At 40.9% G+C, this 21,379-nt stretch carries 18 protein-coding genes; all 18 read left to right on the top strand.

Annotation, left to right across the window (positions count from 1 at the left end):
* The 18 genes from C7S20_RS09030 to C7S20_RS09115 all read left to right on the top strand — a co-directional run bounded on the left by C7S20_RS09030 (position 1) and on the right by C7S20_RS09115 (position 21,207).
* On the top strand, positions 1-378 hold the full coding sequence (locus C7S20_RS09030; protein WP_107014162.1) for a response regulator: 378 nt from the start codon (positions 1-3) through the stop codon (positions 376-378).
* Between the two features lie 5 nt (positions 379-383).
* Positions 384-4,139 carry a sensor histidine kinase gene (locus tag C7S20_RS09035; RefSeq protein ID WP_107012180.1) on the top strand — a complete coding sequence of 1,252 codons (3,756 nt, stop codon included), beginning with the start codon at positions 384-386 and terminating at the stop codon, positions 4,137-4,139.
* Complete coding sequence (locus tag C7S20_RS09040) at positions 4,136-4,534, top strand: response regulator (RefSeq protein ID WP_227009142.1); 399 nt, start codon at positions 4,136-4,138, stop codon at positions 4,532-4,534. The genes C7S20_RS09035 and C7S20_RS09040 overlap by 4 nt, the downstream gene beginning before the upstream one ends.
* A gap of 17 nt (positions 4,535-4,551) precedes the next feature.
* Positions 4,552-5,592: an adenylate/guanylate cyclase domain-containing protein gene (locus tag C7S20_RS09045; protein WP_107012181.1), complete on the top strand. Its 1,041-nt coding sequence runs from the start codon at positions 4,552-4,554 to the stop codon at positions 5,590-5,592.
* A 25-nt stretch (positions 5,593-5,617) separates the two neighbouring features.
* Positions 5,618-6,184, top strand: a complete 567-nt coding sequence (locus C7S20_RS09050) for a Pycsar system effector family protein (RefSeq protein ID WP_107012182.1) — start codon at positions 5,618-5,620, stop codon at positions 6,182-6,184.
* A 32-nt stretch (positions 6,185-6,216) separates the two neighbouring features.
* Entirely contained in the window at positions 6,217-6,546 is a 330-nt protein-coding gene (locus C7S20_RS09055; protein ID WP_107012183.1) for a hypothetical protein, read from the top strand.
* Positions 6,547-6,556: 10 nt separating this feature from the next.
* Complete coding sequence (locus C7S20_RS09060) at positions 6,557-7,294, top strand: DUF6090 family protein (RefSeq protein WP_107012184.1); 738 nt, start codon at positions 6,557-6,559, stop codon at positions 7,292-7,294.
* A gap of 85 nt (positions 7,295-7,379) precedes the next feature.
* Complete coding sequence (locus C7S20_RS09065; RefSeq protein WP_107012185.1) at positions 7,380-10,640, top strand: S41 family peptidase; 3,261 nt, start codon at positions 7,380-7,382, stop codon at positions 10,638-10,640.
* Positions 10,641-10,722: 82 nt separating this feature from the next.
* Complete coding sequence (locus C7S20_RS09070) at positions 10,723-11,433, top strand: DUF6090 family protein (protein ID WP_107012186.1); 711 nt, start codon at positions 10,723-10,725, stop codon at positions 11,431-11,433.
* A 1-nt stretch (position 11,434) separates the two neighbouring features.
* Positions 11,435-12,265, top strand: a complete 831-nt coding sequence (locus C7S20_RS09075; protein ID WP_107012187.1) for a hypothetical protein — start codon at positions 11,435-11,437, stop codon at positions 12,263-12,265.
* Positions 12,266-12,280: 15 nt separating this feature from the next.
* Positions 12,281-13,045, top strand: coding sequence for a DUF6090 family protein (locus C7S20_RS09080; protein WP_107012188.1), 765 nt, complete (start codon positions 12,281-12,283; stop codon positions 13,043-13,045).
* Positions 13,046-13,195: 150 nt separating this feature from the next.
* A complete protein-coding gene (locus C7S20_RS09085) occupies positions 13,196-13,555 on the top strand; it encodes a GIY-YIG nuclease family protein (RefSeq protein WP_107012189.1) in 360 nt (119 codons plus the stop codon).
* Positions 13,556-13,950: 395 nt separating this feature from the next.
* A complete protein-coding gene (locus tag C7S20_RS09090; RefSeq protein ID WP_107012190.1) occupies positions 13,951-15,984 on the top strand; it encodes a TonB-dependent receptor in 2,034 nt (677 codons plus the stop codon).
* Positions 15,981-16,475, top strand: coding sequence for a hypothetical protein (locus tag C7S20_RS09095; protein WP_107012191.1), 495 nt, complete (start codon positions 15,981-15,983; stop codon positions 16,473-16,475). The genes C7S20_RS09090 and C7S20_RS09095 overlap by 4 nt, the downstream gene beginning before the upstream one ends.
* A gap of 45 nt (positions 16,476-16,520) precedes the next feature.
* Positions 16,521-16,928, top strand: a complete 408-nt coding sequence (locus tag C7S20_RS09100) for a hypothetical protein (protein ID WP_107012192.1) — start codon at positions 16,521-16,523, stop codon at positions 16,926-16,928.
* A 200-nt stretch (positions 16,929-17,128) separates the two neighbouring features.
* Positions 17,129-18,961, top strand: coding sequence for an ABC transporter ATP-binding protein (locus C7S20_RS09105; protein ID WP_107012193.1), 1,833 nt, complete (start codon positions 17,129-17,131; stop codon positions 18,959-18,961).
* A 74-nt stretch (positions 18,962-19,035) separates the two neighbouring features.
* On the top strand, positions 19,036-19,962 hold the full coding sequence (locus C7S20_RS09110) for an alpha/beta hydrolase (RefSeq protein WP_107012194.1): 927 nt from the start codon (positions 19,036-19,038) through the stop codon (positions 19,960-19,962).
* Between the two features lie 3 nt (positions 19,963-19,965).
* Complete coding sequence (locus C7S20_RS09115; RefSeq protein WP_107012195.1) at positions 19,966-21,207, top strand: ATP-binding cassette domain-containing protein; 1,242 nt, start codon at positions 19,966-19,968, stop codon at positions 21,205-21,207.
* The last annotated feature ends 172 nt before the right edge of the window (positions 21,208-21,379 follow it).

Here is a 21,379-nt window from a genome sequence, read left to right on the forward strand (position 1 = left end):
ATGAAAATATTAATCGTAGACGATGAAAGGGATGTAGAAGCTCTTTTCCGTCAGAAATTCAGAAGAGAAGTAAGAAATAACGGACTCGAATTAAATTTTGCCTTTTCGGGCAAAGAGGCCATGGAAATGCTTCAGGAAAAAGAACCTCCTGAGGTGGTCTATGTCTTTTCAGATATCAATATGCCCGGCATGACCGGTTTGGAGTTGCTGGATAAGATCAAGAAAAAATTCCCGCATATTACGGTTAGTATGATCTCGGCTTACGGAGACAGTGAAAATTATAACAAGGCGATCAATTCGGGCGCCAAGGAATTTTTTACCAAACCCATCGATTTTGAATCGCTGCGGAAGGAAATACATGATTTGATTAAATCTTGAAGCAAATGAAAAAAGATATTCTTAAACTCCTGATCATCATCGCCAGCGTATTACTGCTTTTTTCCTGTAACAATGCTCCGGAAGCACCACCTTTTCCTGAAACTGATTTAGGATACGAGCAACCGGTAGCAAAACCTTTTAAAATGCCCGAGTCGGATACCATTCACTGGGAGACGGCGAAACTTAAACCCCTGCCGGAAATAAAATTCGAGTGGGATAAACTTCCAACAAAGCCTTTTGAAATAGGAGAAGCTGAGCCTTTAGAGGGTGAAATTGAGACTAAACCTTTTTATCTTGACAGTCTTCCCTCAACGCCATTTGACCTGGAAAAATTACCGGAAAAACAAATAAAGGTTAAAATTGTTGCGCTGGGCGATCCCGAGATCAAAGAAGCGGGTGCTCTTGTTAAACTTCCGGGAACCAATCGTGGTGTGATGAGCACCAACTTCAATTTTGGTCTTACCGGGAGTCCCATGAACCTTATGAAAGACAAAGAAGGAATGTTATGGATAGGCACTACTAATGGGCTTGCCAGGTATGATTCTGAAAATATCGAGATGTACGGCTCTGAACAGGGATTGAATATTACCAGATTAACAGGCCTAATGGTAGATTCTAAAGGACGCATTTGGGTTGCAAACAATGAAAGGCTAATGGTTCTTGATTTAAAGAAAAAATTAATTTTTGAGATATTCAATCGCTTCGGGGAAACCCCAATATATGGCCTTATGGAAGATAAAGAGGACAGAGTTTGGGCGGGAGATATTGCGACTGGTTATAGTATTATTGATTTTGATAAGAAATCGGTAAAATACCTTGATGAAAGTAACGAAATCAAGCCCCCTTTTTTAAAACCCTTTCAGGATAAGGAAGGATTGATCTGGTTAACTTCACGAAGCGGTGTGAATATCATTGATTTAAAAGAGAGGAAGAATTATCGTCTAAGCGGTGATTATCTTAAATCCCCTGTCTATGATATAAATCAGGGGCCTTCAAAAAGGATATGGATTACTAATGGTACCCGCATAAGTGGCATCAATAAAAAAGATCACGAAATTATAAGCCTCCCTCCCGAAAAGGATACCCTGCAAATTAGCGCCCTGGTATATGAAGATAGTCGTGGGATTGTATGGTCTGTAAACCTTAAAGGAATTGCTAAAAAATACTCACCAGATCTTTCAAGTTTTGAAAAATTTATTTTCGATTCGTCTGATGAGCCAAAGATTTATTTTCCCATTTTGGAAGATAGGGAAGGTCAGATTTGGATCACTGCTTTAAATGGTGGGCTTTTTAGAATTAACATAAATAATGGCCGCCCGGGTAATTTCACTATGGAAGATGGTCTGGGTGCTAACCAGGTGTGGAGCACTTTGCATACAAGAGATGGGAAAACCTGGATTGGGACTTATAACGGAATTGATGTGTATGATCGCGACAAAAAAGAAATTAAACATTTTGGTGCAGAAATAGGTTTAAGAAATCCAAGATTTCCAAGACTAATTGAAGATTCAACAGGAAGGATCTGGGCGACTGGAAATGCCCAAGGGGTTAGCATTATCGATCCGAAAAAAGAGTCTATTCAATTCCTTACCCATGATCAGGGATTAAAAACAGACACTATAGGGCGTATTGCGAAGGGCTCTAATGGTAAAATGTGGATTGGAGGGGCGAAAGGAGTACTTATGACTGTGGATGTAGAAGGGCAAGAGACGAAATTTTATGGATTAAAAGATATTAAAGACGGTTTTAATTATTTCGTAGAATCTGATAATGAAAATAATATATGGGTAAGTTGGAGAGATGTGGGTCTGCAGAAAATAGATATTGAAAATGATCAAAGTTATTTTTTGACTACTTCTGAAGGACTGGCATCTAATAATATTTATGCTATCGCTTTTGATAAGGATAATAATGCATGGATAAGTGGTGAACAAGGGTTGCAGTTTTTAAATAGGGATCAGGACAGCATTTATAATTTCACAACCGATCAGGGACTTGCTGCGAATGATGTTTTTGATGTGGCTGTGAATGATGGAAAAACCTACGCAGGTACTTCAAAAGGTTTTAATATTTTAAAGAAAATAAAATCTTCCATTACCGGCGAAGATTATTGGGATGTAAAAACCATCGATGTTAAGCAGGGCCTTAATTTTCTCGATGTGGCACAGGGCAGTATGTCTTTTGATGAAAAGAACAGATTATGGGCAGGGGTGGAGAATCAAATTCTAACTGTTATAGACGAGGTTAAAGATTATACAACCGCACCCCGAACCTACATCACCAGTATAAATATTACCGATAAAAGAAAGGAGTTTAATACAGGTGGATACCTTGATCAACACCGACAGGATTTTGATACGATCTGGAATCCTGACAGGGAAAGTTTTACGATTGTTGGTAATACTGAGAAAGGAAAAGATGCACAAAATGAAATGGAATGGAAAGACCTCTATGGACCTTACCAGCTTCCTTCAGAATTAAGACTGACTCACGATCAAAACTATCTTAGTTTTAGTTACAACAGCCTGAACTATGATAATCCTGATGAGGTCTCCTATCGCTATTTTCTTGAAGGTATTGATAAGACATGGAGCCCGATAACTTTTAAAACGACCAGTGAGAGTTACAGGGATCTTCCTCCGGGAGACTATACTTTTAAAGTACGTTCCAAAGGCTATAATAACATCTGGAGCGAACCGGCCGAGTTCAGTTTCAGCATTATTCCGCCCTGGTGGAAGACCTGGTGGGCGTATCTTTTATACGGGCTCGTTAGCATCGCGATTCTTTACAGCATTATGCAGTACCGTTCACAATGGTTAAAAAAGGAGAACCGGGTACTTGAAGAAAGAGTTTCGGAAAGAACCGCGCAGCTGCAAAAAAGTATCCATGATCTCGAAAATACTCAGGCTCAGTTAATTCAGTCTGAAAAAATGGCCAGCCTGGGTGAGCTCACTGCCGGGATTGCGCATGAAATACAAAATCCGCTGAATTTCGTCAATAATTTTTCTGAAGTCAATTCAGAATTGATAGAGGAATTGAGAAATGAGAAAAACAAGGAGGAAGCCTTAAGGGATAAAGCGCTGGAAGAGGAACTGCTTACCGATATTTCAGAAAATGAGAAAAAAATCAGGCATCATGGTCAAAGAGCCGACGCGATCGTAAAGGGAATGCTTCAGCATAGCCGAAACAGCAGCGCTGAGAAAGAGCTTACCGATATCAATAAACTGGCCGATGAATATTTAAGGCTTTCGTATCACGGTTTACGGGCGAAAGACAAGACCTTCAACGCGGGCATGAAAACCGAATTTGATGAAACCTTGCCAAAAATATATGTGGCTCCTCAGGATATTGGCAGGGTAATTCTCAATCTTATCAATAACGCGTTTTATGCGGTGACCGATAAGAAGAGGAGAACGAATGATCCGGGTTATGAACCCACGGTAATTGTGAGCACCCGGCAAAATGACAAATTTATAGAAATAGATATTCAGGATAATGGCTACGGAATTCCCGAGGAAGTAAAGGAAAAGATCTTTCAGCCATTCTTTACCACCAAGCCAAGCGGTCAGGGCACCGGCCTGGGCTTGTCCCTCTCTTATGATATTGTCAAAATGCATGGTGGAATTTTAACAGTAAATACCCGGCATGGAGTTCCAGTGACGAATAATGGTAATTCTGAGCCTGAAGGACCAGAAGGAACCACTTTTACGATACAGCTTCCCAAAACACTGAATGGTAAAACGAAAAAACAGAAATTATGAAGACAACAAAAGAAAATGTGATGAAGATCCTCATTGTAGATGATGAGAAGGACATGGAAGCCTTATTTCGTCAGAAATTCAGAAGGGAAGTAAGAAATGAAGGGCTGATTTTGAATTTTGCCTTTTCAGGGAAAGAAGCCATGGAAATCCTTCAGGAAAATGATCCTCCCGAGGTGGTGTATGTTTTTTCAGACATCAATATGCCCGGGATGACAGGTCTTGAGCTTCTGGAAAAGATCAAAAATCGGTTTCCTGGAATTACAGTAAGTATGATTTCGGCTTATGGCGACAAGGAAAATTATGATAAGGCGAAAAATAATGGAGCAAAAGAATTCTTTACCAAACCCATCGATTTTGAATCCCTTCGAAGGGAGATCAGGCAGCTTATAAATTAAAAAACAATTAAAAACTTATGGCTAAAATACTTGTAGTCGACGATGAAGCAGATCTGGAAGTTTTGATCAAGCAAAAATTCCGGAAGAAAATACGGGATCAGGAATATGAATTTTTCTTTGCCATAAATGGCAGGGATGCCCTGGAAAAGATTGCCCAGGAACCCGATCTCGATCTCGTTCTGAGCGATATCAATATGCCCGAAATGGACGGTCTTACACTGCTTAGTAAGATAAGCGAGAAAAATCCGCTTCTTAAGGCGGTCATCGTTTCGGCCTATGGCGATATGGACAATATTCGAACCGCCATGAATCGTGGTGCTTTCGATTTTGTAACCAAACCGATTAATTTTGAGGATCTTACCATTACCGTTGAGAAAACGCTTAAACATGCACAGCATCTAAAAGATACACTTAAGGCGGTTAAAGAGAACAACATCTTAAAGATGTATGTAGACGAAACAGTTTTGAATTTCATGAACAGCAGGGAATTTGAGTCTTCCCTCATGGAAAATGAAACCGTGCAGGGCAGTGTGGTCTTTATAGATATGTGTGGCTTTACCCGCATCAGCGAAACTGCGCCTCCCAATACCGTAGTGAAAATGATCAATTCGTATTTTGATATTATGGTGAAGGAAATCATGGCGCAAAATGGCTTTATAGACAAATTCATCGGGGATGCGGTAATGGCGGTTTTTCGGGGTGATTATCACCTGGATAGGGCAATAGATGCCTCCCTGGCGGTAAGGAATAAGATAAAAGAACTGGCGCCGCCCGATGAAAATATAGACTTCACTCCTAAAGTGTCTATTGGCATAAAAAGCGGTGAAATGATTTCAGGAAATATAGGCTCAGAGAGTCTGAAAAGGCTTGATTATACCGTCATTGGGGATACGGTGAATACTGCCGCGAGACTGCAGGATGCAGCCGGAGAGAACCAGATCATTATTTCGGAAAGTTGTCATGAAAAGATCAAGGAGTTTTTCAAATGCAGGAAAATCGGGGAGATCGAAATGAAAAATAAATCAAAGCCGGTCACCGTCTTTGAGGTAATGGAATAAATTATAAACTCTAAAAACTAAAACTATGGATCCTTTCAATAACGATGATATTAAAGTTGCACCACATATAAAAAATAAACATACCGATGATCTTATTGACCATTACTGGGGCAGTATTTCCTACGTGGCTTCCCTAATAAAAGCCTCTGAATTGAAAGCTGGTCTTATCCTTTCTTTTTTCGGAATTCTGCTCAATTTTATTTATCAGAATATCGATGTGATTTTTGCCCATTTCAGCAATACAATAGTGATCGATATCCTTTTGGGGCTGTGGTTCTTGTCAACAGTTGGGTCGATTTATTTTTGTATTAAATGTTTTATTCCTCGCATAGAAGGGCGGTACGATAAAAATATTTTCTTCTTCAGGGATGTGATCAGCAAATTCGGGGATATTAAGAATTTTTCCAGGACCTTTTATACCATCAGCCTTGATGAAGACCAGTTATTCGATCACCTCGGCCAGCAAATATTTATAAATTCCAAGATAGCCGCGGTGAAATTTAGAAATGTAAATATGGCATTGCGTTTACTGGCAGTAGGACTTTTTATACTTCTTTTGACAGTGATCTATTATATAATCACTGCTTTTTAACCATAAATCATTAAAACCAAATTCGATGAAAAATGAAAAAAATTAAATGGACCAAAGACGAATTGCAGTTATACATCCTGCTTTTATGTGCCAGTGCAGATTTAGTGCGCACCGAGGCGGAATTAGATCTGATTAAATCGAAGTTCAATGAACCCACTTTTGATAAAATTTACCAGGAGTTTTTAGAGGATACCGAAGAGCGAAGTTTTGAGAAGATCCAGGATAACATCGCGCTTCACCATTATTCGCACAGGGAAATTGAAAACCTGAGAAAGGAAATGCAGGAAGTGTTCTTCACCGATAAGAAATTTGGGATGCTGGAAAGGAATATGGAGCGAATTTTAAGGAATATGCTTTACTAAAAGCCTCAGGATGCTCAAATTCTTCCGAAATATCCGTCGTAAGCTAATAAGTAAAAGCAAATTAACGAGTTACATGCTTTATGCCCTTGGCGAAATCATCCTGGTGGTGATTGGTATTTTGATCGCCTTGCAGATCAATAACTGGAATGAATTCCGCAAAGATAGAATACGGGAAAAAATGTATCTCAGTTCTCTTCAAAGTGATCTTCAGGAATCACAGGCCGAATTAGAACGAGTGATTTATAAAACAGACACTATTATTCTTGCTACCCTTCAGGTTCTGGAATATGCCAGCGATACCGCCCAACTGCCACCGGCGGCCGTTTTCGATAGTTTGATAGTGAAGACTTTCGGCTATACCATTGCCATGACCAATGAGGGAACCATTAATGATATCCGTGGTTCCGGCGATCTTAAGGTGATTAGGGATGACCGCTTAAGAAGGATGATCGCCTCCTGGGATGCGGGTTTTAAAATGATCAGGGAGAGGGAAGCGCTTCTCAAAACTTCCTTCGAAAACAACAAAATTCGGCTGGATGACAAAATTGATATGGTGCGACTAAACAGGTTACATAATAATTTAACCGATGAGGAGGAGCGCTATTTTATTCTTCATGACCGCAAATTTCGAAATGGGTTCGTTGATTTGGTTCGGGATGCTTCCGTGTTAAATCGATTGTATAAGAATAAAATTAAAAACCTTGACACCATGATTCAGTTTACCCAACATGAGCTCCGAAAGATTTAAAGCTTTCATGGGTCATAAAATTCCCAATAGTTTATTCAATGATTTTCAGTAACTTGAGAAGGCTATAACTACTAATCAAACTTTTATGAAATACTTCTTCAACCTCCCGTTTTGCATTTTCCTGTTTTCAACTTATTTCTTATCAGCTCAGGTAAATACGCAGGATACCCGGCTCATGACCGATCCTGCGATAAGTAGGGATAAAATCGCTTTTATTTATGCGGAAGATCTCTGGGTGGCCAATAAAGATGGCTCCAATCCAAGGCGTTTAACTGTTGATGAAGGAGTGGAAAGCTTTCCGGTTTTTTCTCCTGACGGAAAAAGTATTGCTTTTAGTGCCGAATATGATGGTAATATCGATGTTTTTATCGTTCCTACTGAAGGTGGCGTGCCCAAACGTCTTACCTGGCATCCTTATGCCGATATTGTTCGCGATTTTACTCCCGATGGAAAAAATGTGCTTTTCGTTTCTCAGCGTGAGGTGTTTACCAATCGTTATGCGAAACTTTTCGAAGTAAATATTGAAAACGGAAATGTAGAAGAGTTAAAAATTCCCCATGGAGTTTGGGCCAGTTACAAGGCTGACGGAAAGAAAATTGCCTATACACCTTTGTCCGATCGTTTTCAACAATGGAAACATTACCGTGGTGGAACCCACACCAGGATCTGGATTTATGATACAGATACCTATGAAGTAACCGAAATTCCGAAGCCAGAAGAAGGTAGCAACGATACGCAGCCACAATGGATGGACGGAATAGTTTATTTTAGAAGTGACCGTAATGGCGAGTTTAATCTTTTCAGTTATGATCCATCATCCAAAAAAGTAAAACAGCTTACCGATTTTCAGGATTTCCCGGTCTTGAACATCGGGGCAGGGAATGGAAAGGTCATTCTTGAAAAAGGCGGTTATCTTCATGTTTTCGATCCTTCTAACGGAAATACTCAAAAGCTTACTATAGGTATCGCAACCGATCTGCTGGAGGTCCGTCCGCGTTTTGTGAGTGGTGACCAATATGTTAGAAGCACAACTATTTCACCAACAGGGGTGAGAGTGGCTATGGATTACCGGGGAGAGATCATTACCGTTCCGGCCGAAAAGGGAGATCCTATGAATATCACCAATTCCTCCGGAGTTCATGAAAAATATCCCGCATGGTCGCCCGACGGTAAGACCATCGCTTATTTTTCAGATGAAAGCGGGGAATATGCGCTGCATCTTTACGATCAGAGTGAAAATAAAGTCGTGAAAAAAGTGAAACTTAATGGTGCCGGGTTCTATGCCTATCCACACTGGTCGCCCGATAGCAAAAAAATTGCTTTTGTAGATAACAGCCGTAGTCTCTATTTCTATGACTGGGATAAGGATAAGGTGATCAAGGTAGCCTCAGATGTAGTTTATACTCCCGGTGTTTTCAGGGAATTATTTGGAGACTGGTCGCATGATTCCAATTGGCTGGCCTATACGATTCTTCAGCAGACCAATTTTGAGCAGGCTTTTGTCTATTCTGTTTCTGAAGGAAAATCTCATGCGATTTCTGATGGCTATTCCGATGTTACAAGTCCGGAATTCGATCCGAGTGGGAAATATCTTTATATGCTTGCTTCAACTGATGCCGGACCGGTGGTGAACTGGTTCGATCAGTCCAGCCAGGATATGGAAATGAATTCTTCCTTTTACCTGGTAACGCTTCAGAAAGATGTGGTTTCCCCATTTTTCAAGGAAAACGATGTGGAAGTCATTCAGAAAAAAGAAGAGGAAGAGGCCAACAAGAAAAAAGCCGAAGAAGATAATAAGGAAATCAAAGCACCGCCTTTAAAGATCGATTTTGATGGACTACAATATCGAATCGTCAATATTCCCATTCCGGCCGGGGTATATGATAATCTGGAAGCTCCCAAAGAAGGGCAATTGTATTATATGCAATATTCCCATCACGCACAGGGTCCCGGTACTATGAAAAAATATGACCTGAAGGAGCGCAAAGAGACTGAAGTTATGCCTGCTAACGGGTATGAGATTTCGGCCAATGGAGAGAAGGTTCTTTATTATATGGATAATAAATTCGGCGTCACAAAGCTTGGTGAAAAGCCTGATAAACCTATTGATCTTAGTGCTGTTAAGGTGAAGATCGATCCGCGAAAGGAGTGGGATGATATTTTTGATGAAGCCTGGCGCGTAAACCGGGATTACTTTTATGATCCCGGAATGCACGGAGTAGACTGGCCGGCAATGAAAGATAAATACAGCCAGTTTCTGCCCGATGTGGCCACCCGAAGTGATCTTTACCGGGTAATGGAGTGGATGTTCAGCGAGCTGGGGGTAGGCCACCATCGTTTCTCAAGCCGTGGAGACCAGCTCAATAATCCAGAGACCATCAAAGGCGGACTTTTAGGCGCCGATTATGAAGTTGAAAATAGCCGTTATCGAATTAAAAAAATATATGGCGGACTCAATTGGAATCCCGATATGCGTTCCCCACTTACCGAGCCCGGCGTAAATGTGAACGAAGGAGATTATATCATTGCTGTGAACGGTGAAAATATAACTGCCAAAGACAATCTATATAAATACTTCGAGAATACAGCTAATAAAATTGTGAGGCTTACCGTCAGCTCTTCAGCCAATGGTAATAATTCTCACGTAGAAAAAGTGACTCCGGTTGAAGATGAATGGGCTCTTCGGAACCGGGACTGGGTAGAGGGGAATATCAAAAAGGTGAATGCCGCTACGAACGGCCAGGTCGCTTACGTGTATGTGCCTAATACTGCCGCTGCCGGTCACGAATATTTCAAGCGATATTTCTTTCCGCAAGCCGATAAAAAAGCGGTGATCATAGATGAACGTTTTAATGGCGGCGGACAGCTGGCCGATTATTATATCGATATCCTGAAACGGCCGCGACAGTCGTTCTGGAACTATCGTTATGGGATAGACCAGAAAGCGCCAAGTGCATCTATACAGGGACCTAAAGTGATGTTGATCAATGAAACTGCAGGCTCCGGTGGGGATTATCTGCCATGGATGTTCCGCAAGTTCAATATTGGAACGCTGATAGGAAAAAGAACCTGGGGCGGACTCGTTGGCGTACTGGGCTTTCCTGAATTTATTGACGGTGGAAGCGTTACCGCTCCGAATGTTGCTTTTTATTCGGAAAATGGTTTCCGCGTGGAAAATGAAGGGGTAGCTCCAGATATTGAAGTGGAACAATGGCCGAAAGAAGTCATTAACGGACATGATCCGCAGCTGGAAAAAGCCATCGAAGTAGTCATGGAAAAACTGAAACAAAATCCGCCGGAAGAAGTGAAAAGACCTGCCTATCCAGATAAGATGAAGAAAAATTAAAAAGTCGCTCCTCCGGTTTTTTACCGGAGGAGCTCCTATAAATTTAGGATCTAATTAAACAAGCCTTTGGCTTATTTACCGGATGAAAAATTTCAGAAATAATCGGAAAGAACTCATCAAAGAAAACCGCGTAAAGAAATACCTGCTCTATGCGTTAGGGGAAATCATACTGGTGGTAATTGGGATTCTAATTGCCTTACAGGTGAATACATGGAAAATAGATACAGCTAACCGTAGTGATGAACAGTTCTATCTTAAAAAACTGAAACAAAATCTACAACAAGACACGATCTATTTGAAGCAACGAATAGGCGAAATCAAAAGTAGCGAAGAAGGACTTGAGCTTTTAAAAAAAGAAATACATGATCCGCAATTACAAAAATTCAGCAATGATAATGCGATGTTTAATTTATTCGCGGTCTTCAGTTTTACACCGCAAACTTCCACTTTTGATAACCTGATCTCCACAGGTAAACTGGGTTTAATTACCAATCAGGCACTGGTTGATTCCATTTTCGTGTACTACAACGATCTAAATAATTTTCCTCAGCAAAGAATTTCCAGTATAGAAACCTATACCCGGAATACCATCGGACCTTATCTACTAAAATTTGATGGAGTTTTTAGTAATGAAATCCGGAAGAAACCTATTGAATATGGACGTGATGTGTTTATTAATAATGCTATTAGTGCGAAAAAATTTATGATTGAAGGATTGAGACAGGATTATGATTTTTCTTTTCAGCGGTCAATTCGGTTGATGCATTTAATCAGTAAAGAAATTCAGGAATAGCATGATCAAATTTTTTAGAAATATCCGTAGAAATTTGATTGATAAAAGTAGGTTCTCCAGCTATCTTCTTTACGCAATTGGTGAAATCATCCTGGTGGTAATCGGGATTTTGATCGCCTTACAGGTGAACGAATGGAATGAAGGCAGAAGGCTCAAAAAACTGGAAATTAGCTATTATGAAAACCTGCTTGTAGACCTTCAGAAAGATTCATTAGAATACGGAAGTAAGTGGAAAAATGCCAATTATAATCAGTATAAACTTCAGAACATCCTGAATTTTATTGATAATGATTATAAGATCAACAACACTACCATTAAGCCTACAGAATGGCGGAGAAATCTTGTTTTCACAGATACTTCCGCATTGATGCTTTCCCTTTCACAGGCCGGATTTGTACAGTTTCCGAAAATTTTTGAGAATACGATCACCGATCTTCGATCAACCGGCAATATCAAACTCCTGAGTAATGATTCTCTTAAAAACGAAATCATTATTTATTATAATAAGGAAAAGATTTATGAAGACTGGAATGCCTCCTACTTACCTACACGAACGCAGGTCGATATGATGGTGAATAAAATTTTGCCCCTGGCTGCAAGAATAGGTTACACCAACCCCGATGACAAAGAGTTTAAAAAGTCGTTGCAAATCGGGAAGAAGTATGATGAATTTCTAAAAAATATTCAAAATTCTCCTGACCTGAAGACTAAAATAAAAGGGATGTACCATATCCAGGCACGTATCACGATGCAATGCGAGCAGCGCGATAAAGATCGGGAGAAGCTGGCCCAGGCTATTGAATATGAGTTGAGACGTTTAAAAAAGACCTAAAAGTAATATCGACAAATGATCAAATTCTTCCGAAATATCCGTCGTAAGCTAATAAATAAAAGCAAATTAACGAGTTACCTGCTTTATGCCCTTGGCGAAATCATCCTGGTGGTGATTGGTATTTTGATCGCCTTGCAGATCAATAACTGGAATGAAGAGCGAAAGATCAGAAAGGAGGAGCAACAACTATTAAAGTCGATATCAGAAGAATTCCAGGCGAACCTTAAAATTCTTGACCAGGCCAAACAAATGAACGATTATATTATTGCCCGGGCCTCTGGTTTAGGAGAATATACCGGCCCGAAGCTTGAAAATTTTGACGAGAGAAAACTTTCAGATTTGATGGTAGGAGCTTTTAAATATGAAGCACGATTTATCCCTAATCAGGGAACCGTAAATGAGACCATTAATTCGGGAAAACTCTCTGTGCTTTCAAATGATGAACTTCGCAAAGCCATTTCCGCGTGGCAGTCAGCATTAGAATTGGTTAAAAACCAGGAAGATTATGTGGTTGGAAGAAGAGATATCGCACATGCGTATTTTCTTAATAACGGGAATTTTAGAAGGCATCTCTATCTTATAAATGAAGCAATAATCAAGGTCTCCCCAAGTAGATTTCCAAATAACGACTTTAAATTTCTGGAAGACGAGTCGTTTGAAAGTAATCTCTATTTGTTTATAACTGCTTCGTCCAACCTGAATAAGAACTTTTATTCAATCCTGGATGAGAAGATCAAATTCATCATCACCGAGGCCGATAAAGGAATTAAGAAAAAATGACTGTCCGGTCGAGCGCCTGCCTGCCGGCAGGCAGGTAGGCGAGACCTCCAAACAGGAATTTAATTCTGGCAGATTAATTTAATTCGAAAATACTTGTCCGGTCGAGCGTAGTCGAGACCTTTTAAATGAGAACGATTAAAATAATTCCTAATGAAGCTATACTATGTTTACATTCTGCTTTGTAGTGATGGCCTGACGTATACAGGCATCACAAACAATCCTGATCGCCGTCTCGAAGAACACCAAACTGGCTTGAATCGAGAGTCATTTACTTATCGACGCAGACCGGTAAAACTAATTTTTCAGCAGGATTTTAATGATGTCAACCAGGCGATATATTTTGAAAAGAAAATCAAGAAATGGAGTGCAGATAAAAAATTAGCTCTGGCAAATGGTGATTATGATTTGCTGCAACTTCTTGCTGAATGCAGAAATGAAACAAATTCAAAATTGAGGAACACAGGAATAGGTCTCGACTCCGCTCGACCTGACACAACAAATAATGAATGATAGAATTCTTTAGAAATATCTGGCAGAAATTAAGAGCTGAAGACTTTTTTTAAAAACCTCGGAATTTCGAAAAACAGGAATAGGTCTCGACTTCGCTCGACCTGACACAACAAATAATGAATGATAGAATTCTTTTGAAATATCTGGCAGAAATCATGAGTTGAGCTCTTTTTTAAAAACTTTGGAATTTTGAAAAACATGGACAGGTCTCGACTCCCTGCCTGCCGGCAGGCAGGGAGTCGAGACCTCTTTTTCAGCCTATCCCAATTAAACGGAAAAGTTGATCATCATACTGGAAAAATATCGTCCTGGAACTTAATTGTCTTAGTGATTATTGCAAAATTCTTTATTGCAAACCAACTTTTTTTAACTTTAGGCCCAATAAAAAAACTCCCTTGCATCCAATCAAAAGCCTGCTGTTAACTTTTATTGCATTTTTCACTGCCTGGAATTTTCAGGCTCAAACCGATACTTCTAAGGTAAACAGGCTAAAGACCGTTTTGATCACCGCCTACAAACCAAAACCGCTTCGGGAATTATCGACCAATATTTCGGCGATTGAAACCGACAGCCTTTCTTTTACCGGCAATTATTCATTGGCCGATATGATGGAAAGCTTTCCCGGAGTGGAATTGCTTACCACCGGCCCCGGAATTACCAAACCCGTCATTCGCGGGCTCTCCGGCAACCGGATTCTTATTTTACTCAATGGTCTAAAATTTAAAAATCAGCAATGGCAGGAGGAGCACGGCATGGGACTGACCGATTTTGGCATTTCCCGAATCGAAGTAATTAAAGGCCCGCTAAGCGTACTTTACGGAACCGATGCTTTGGGCGGTGTGATCAATTTGATCGACCAAGCCAAACCAAAACCCGATGCCTGGATCGCCGATGGCTCCCTGAAATTCAATTTGAATACTTTGGGCGGACTCTTTCAGGCCGGTTATCGCGAAAATAATGGCAGCAGCTGGTGGCGATTTCGACTGGGAGTGGAGAACAATGCTGATTATTCCGATGGAAATAATGAGCGCGTGCTGAATAGTCGGAATGATGGTTATTTCCTGAAAGCGGGCTATGGCTTTAAGAAAAACAGCTGGACCTCAAATAATACGTTTACCAGTACCTACACGCGTTCCGGATTTATTTTCAACGATGTCTATGATTTTATCGAGCCCGATTCTAGATGGAGCAGAAGCCTGAGTGAGAATCCCGCGCATCTCGTGTTTTTAAACCTGTTTTCTTCAGAAAATGATTTTCAGCTGAAAGATGGATCGCAGCTTCACCTTAATTTCGGAGTTCATTCGAACCGCCGAATGGAAAATGAAGGCGGCGGAAAGATCAGCCTGGATATGCATTTGCTCAATATTCAGTATTTGCTGAAATGGGAAAAACAACTTTCAGAAAATAACAAACTGATACTTTCAAATCTGGCTTCTTTTGAAGATAATACCAATTACGGCGCGAGAAAGCTGGTGCCCGACGCGAATATGCAGGAAGCCAATATTTCGGCCTTTCTGGAAACCGAAGTATCAGAAGAATTTATTTTGGAAAACGGTATGGGAGTCGGGGAAAAATATATCAAAACCTTTTTTACGCCCCATCTCAACGGGCCTGATGAAGAGAACGATCCGTTTGATAAATTCTCCTGGTATTATAATTTCTACTCTGGTTTTTCCTGGCTGCCTTCCAAAGACTTCACTTTAAAATTCAATGCAGCCACCGGTGTCAGAGTTCCCAATTTAGCCGAACTTTCCTCGAACGGTTTGCATGAAGGAATTTTCACTTATGAAATTGGCGATCCGGATTTAGAAAACGAGAAGAATTATTCTTTTAATCTCGATTTCAATTATCAAACTGGCGATTTTGGGTTTTTTGTGAGTCCGTTTTTTAATTATTTCAACGGATATGTTTACCTGGCGCCGACTGTAGAAGATTATTTCGGTTTTCCTGTGTTTCGTTACCGTCAGCAGGATGCCCGTCAGTACGGCGCTGAAACAGGTGTAAACTGGAACTTTTCTGAAAACTGGAAAAATAGCCTGGTATATTCAGGAATGATCAGTAAAACGGTAGATGGCGATTACACGCCTTACCTGCCTGCCCAAAAACTGAATTTTCAAACCAATTACAGCTGGAAGCCTTCTTTCGCAGATGAAATGCAGCTATTTTCAAAATTAAAATACGCTTTTCAGCAGGATAAAACCGCGCCTAACGAGATCGCTACCGGCGATTATCTTTTGTGGGATCTTGGGGCTTCGGCAGAATTTTCAGATGAAAAAGCGCATTATCGCATTGGTATAAGTGGAACAAATCTTCTGAATAAGGCCTATTATGATCATCTTTCCAGGTTTAAGAATTACGGTTTGCTCAATATGGGCCGAAATATTATGTTTACGCTTAAAATCGATCTTAGCGGCACCACGCGTTCATGAAAATTAAACTCCTCTCTATAAGTTTATTGCTAACCTGGATCTTCCAGATCGGATTTCCATATGCGCAATATGAGATCAGGAGAAAGGAATGCTGGCAGAATTTCCTTCAGAAAAAATCTGATTTTAGAGCCACCGAAATTCAGCAAATAGAATGGAACGCTGCGATGGAGTGGGAGCGAAAAAATGAAGAATTCCGCCTGGGGGGCAATTTTTATGATGTGGTCAGGATCACTTCTGAAGATGATAAAAAGATCATTTACTGTGTAGCCGATAAAGACGAGGATTCGCTACTCAGAGCCTATGAAAATTATCTTCAGAAAAATCAGAAAGATAAGGTTCAGAAGCTTAAAAAAGCAGGATATTTTTTTCAGGAAATACCACAGATCACCTTTCAGAAATCAACAAATATCAAACACTTGTTCAGTTATAACTCCACAAATGAACTGGAAACTTATGAAGTGATTTCCCCGCCTCCTGAATTGATAAGTTAAACCTGGAATCTCAAATAAAACTTATTAATTCAAAAACAAAATATCATGAAATATGCTTTAAAAGCAGCACTATTGCTTTTCCTAACCATCAACTTAAGTTCCTGTGAAAAAGATGAAGGCATTCCGCCGGAATTAAATTTCAAGACCGGTGCCGGTTATACCAGTAGCGATGCGACACTCGCCTCCGGGACTGTGCTGAAAGTTGGGATAGAAGCCGACAGGACCGAAGATAAAGACAACCTGAAGGTTTTCAATGTCTCCAAATCTATTGACGGTGGCACTCCTGAAACTGTATTGAATAAATCACTGACCGATGATCAGGGGGTTCATTTTGAATATGATTTCACCGAGACCCTGGAAGGCGAAAGCGGCCAGGTAAACGTCTATACTTTTACGATCACCAATCGTGACGGGATCACGAATCAACTGGAACTGGAGATTACTATAGAATAGCCGGTTTCGAAATAGTTCAAAGGAGCTGTACGGAAAGTCAAAAAAACGTCATCCTGAACCTTCCTGACGTTCAGCTTGACGAAAAAAAACTTTTGGGACAGCTCCTTTTTATTTTTAATGATCGCATAGAAATTTTGAATAACGAATTTCGTCGAACAAAAACAGAAGCCCGTAAATTGCGGTTATAAATATTACAGGATTTGCCAAGACCCAAAAAATCATTCGAAACCAATAATATCAATTTTCGGGAGAGCTTTGCTTCCCTGAAATTCGTGCCGCGTTTTTTTAAAGAGATCCGTCGCGTGAATCCTATGCTGTTCTACGCGAATGTCATTGGTCGTATCCTCAATGCGGTGCTTCCGGTAGTGATGCTCTGGCTGGGGAAACTGATCATCGATGAGGTGGTAGCACAAATGGCTGCGAAAACTAAAGATCTTGATCATTTATGGATCCTGGTGGGAGCAGAGTTCCTGCTGGCGATATTTTCCGATCTTTTAAGCCGGGGGATAAGCCTTAGCGATGCCCTGCTGGGTGACCAGTACTCCATAGACACTTCAGTAAAGATCATCAGGAAAACCTCGGAGCTGAACCTGGCTCATCTGGAAGATTCGGAATTCTACGACAAGCTGGAACGTGCAAGACAACAAACCACAGGCCGCGTGGGACTCATGTCGAACATTCTCACCCAGGGAGAAGATATTATCGTGATCATTTCCTTACTGGCGGGAGTCGTCGCTTTCGAGCCCTGGCTGATCCTTTTGCTGGTGGTTTCCATCATTCCTACCATCATCAACGAAATTAAATTCAGCGGCACCAGTTATTCGCTGGCAAGAAGCTGGACGCAGGAACGGCGGGAACTGGATTATTTGCGTTATGCCGGCGCCAGTGATGTGACCGCGAAGGAGGTGAAATTATTCGGACTCTCGGAATATCTGGCCAACAGGTTTAAGGGCCTTTCAGACCAATATTATTTGCAGAGCAAGAGACTGGCGAAACAGCGCGCCGGCTGGGGTTCCTTTTTTAATGTTATTGGTACGGTCGCTTATTATGGCGCCTATATTTTTATCGTATTTCAAACGGTGGCCGGAGTATTTTCTTTGGGTGACCTTACTTTCCTTTCCGGATCTTTCAACAGGTTGCGGTCTAAATTGCAGGGATTCTTCACGCGTTTTACCCAAATTACCGAAAGCGCCCTATATCTCCAGGATTATTTCGATTTTCTCGATATGTCTTTCACGGAAGATACAGAAGAAAAGAAACTGCCTTTGCCGGAAAAAATTCAAAAAGGTTTTGAGTTCAAAAATGTGGGCTTTAAATATCCAAAATCTGCAAAATGGGTGGTGCGGAATATTAATTTTGAGCTGAAAGCCGGGGAAAAAATGGCCTTTGTTGGCGAAAATGGCGCGGGAAAAACTACGCTTATCAAACTGCTGCTTCGGTTTTATGAACCTACAGAAGGAGAAATACTTTTAGACGATGTTTCGATCAAACGATTTGATCAGGCAGCTTATCAGCAATATTTTGGGGTGATATTCCAGGATTTTGTGAAGTTTGAACTGACTCTGAAAGAGAATATAGCCATGGGGGAAATTGATGAGATCGATAATCAGGAGCGTATAGATAGTGCCGCTGAGAAAAGTCTGGCTCGGGAGGTAGTTTCAGATTTACCTCTGGGCTACAGTCAGCCGCTGGGAAAAAGGTTCAAACACGGGAAAGATCTTTCGGGAGGTCAGTGGCAAAAGATCGCCATCGCGCGTGCTTATATGAAAGACGCGGAAGTTCTTATTCTTGATGAGCCTACCTCGGCACTGGATGCCCGTGCTGAAACCGAGGCCTTTCAACGATTTATAGAGCTAACCGAAGGCAAAACGGCTGTGATCATTTCACACCGTTTTAGTACGGTGCGAATTGCCGACAGGATCATGGTGCTCAAAAATGGCTCGGTGCTGGAGATCGGCACGCATCAGGAATTGATGAAAAATGATAAGCTGTATGCCGAACTTTTTCGGTTGCAGGCTTCCGGGTATCAGTAAAAAGAGGCCGTTGCTAAAGCATAAACTTTGTACCTTTGGAATAAACCGAATGTTTTCCTTCAAATTTTAATTTTATGAGATCTTTTCTGATTTTACTACTTTTTGTTTCCGGTTCGATTTTCGCACAGGATAAAACCCTCAAATTATGGCCTGAAAAAATTCCGAATAGCCAGACTTCTTCAGAAAAAGAAACTCAGGAAAAAAGAGGTATTTTATGGATCTCTAAAGTTCAGGAACCCACGATGGAAGTTTTTTTACCGGTAAAACAAGCCGCCACGGGACAGGCTGTGCTTATTTTTCCTGGAGGCGGCTACGAAGGCCTGGCCTATGACTGGGAAGGGACCCAAATCGCGAAATGGCTGAATACAAAAGGAATTGCAGGTATAGTTCTGAAATATCGCTTACCCAATTCTAAATCGGTTAAAACAAGTTATGAAGCGCCGCTTCAGGATGCGAAAAGAGCGATCAGGCTTATAAGGTCTCATGCCGATGAATGGAATATAGATCAAAATCAGGTGGGAATAATGGGCTTTTCTGCCGGCGGACATCTGGCTTCCACGCTGGGGACACATTTTAATGCCGAGGAAACCGTTCCGCAGGATAGCATCCGTGATATCAATGCAAGACCAGATTTTATGATCCTTGTATATCCGGTCATAACCATGAAAAAGGAATTTACCCATATGGGTTCCAGGAATTCTCTTTTAGGCAAAAATCCTTCGGAAGAGCTTGTTGAGGAATTCTCCAACGAAGAACAGGTTCAAATCGATACTCCGCCAACTTTCCTGGTGCATGCCACTGATGATGATGTGGTGCCTGTGGAAAACAGCATTCAATTCTATCGTGCCCTGGTTGACAAAAATATCGATGCCGAAATGCATATTTATCCCGAAGGCGGCCATGGATTCGCCCTGGCGCTTGATAAAGGCTATCTAAAAACCTGGACAGACAGGCTGAGTGACTGGCTTCAGCGGCAGGAAGAAAATGAGGATCAGGAGTAATAAATGGCTCCACAAAATTTTCATTATGGACTGGCTGGAGCTTACGGTACTTCGAAAAAAGGCCTGATTGCAGACCTTCTTCATGGGAAATTACCTGAAGATTTAAAATTCCTCGACCATAAAAAGATCGGCTATTTTTCAGATGAGTTTCTGGATCGTTTTATAGAAGAGGATTCCCGGCATGGCAGCTCCGGTTTATCCGCTAACCGGTCGATCAGGACTTTTTCCACGGGAGAAAAACGAAAAGCACTTTTGCAATATCTTATTGCTGAAAAAAATGATGTCCTTATTCTTGATAATCCCTTCGATGCACTCGACCAGGAATCGGTGAGGGAACTAAAAGCGAGGTTTTTTGAACTTCATGATGAAATTTCCGTTATACAACTGATTAAAAGAGAGGAAGATCTTTTGCCATTTATTGAAAAGATCATTCAGGTAAGGCAAGATCAAATTTTAATAATAGATCGTGAAAATTTCAATTTTCAGCATATAGAAAATAATGGAAATTCAGCTTCGATTCCTGCACCGCTAAAGAGGTACAGGAATATTCCGCAGGAATTGATACGGCTTGAGAATGTTTCGGTGAATTATGAAGGAAGGCCAATTCTGAATAAGATAAACTGGAGCGTTCAAAAAGGGGAATTCTGGGAACTTCGCGGGCCCAACGGATCGGGAAAGACCACGCTTTTAGATATGATCTATGGCGATAACCCCAAAGCTTATGGGCAGGAGATCTATCTTTTCGGAAATAGGAAAGGCAGCGGGGAAAGCGTCTGGGAGATCAAAGACAAGATCGGTTATTTTTCTCCCGCTATGACCGAACTTTTTAAAGGGAATTACAGCCTGTGCGAGATGGTTTTGGGCGGATTGTTTGACAGCATCGGACTTTACAGAACGGCTTCCGAAATTCAGAAACAACTTGCCGAAAAATGGCTTCAGGCACTTGAACTTTCCGATAAGAAAAAACTCAAATTTTATAAAGCTTCCCGGCTGGAACAACGTATGGTTCTTATCGCCAGGGCAATGATCAAACATCCGCCGCTGCTTATTTTAGATGAACCGGCCGTTGGGCTGGATGATGAATCGGCCCGGATGCTGGTAAATCTTATCAATAAAATCGCTTCGGAAAGTGAAACGGCTATCATCTTTGTTTCTCACCGAAAAGAAAAAGGCCTTTCTGCACAAAAAACTTACCGGTTGATTCCTTCTGCAAATGGTTCAGAAGGAGTAGAGGAATCTGTTTAAGAGATTGCTTTTAAGGTTAACCGTTTCTCATCTAATTTCGCCATCCTGATTTTCATTAGAGACTTTTATGTATATTTAATACCAACGAAGTCAGTGATTTACGTCGATAAGAGTTCTGTTAATCTTAATTGAATCTTTTCTTACTTCATTGCAGCAAAGATTCGGGGATACA

The organism is Christiangramia fulva (genome assembly GCF_003024155.1).
Lineage (GTDB): Bacteria > Bacteroidota > Bacteroidia > Flavobacteriales > Flavobacteriaceae > Christiangramia > Christiangramia fulva.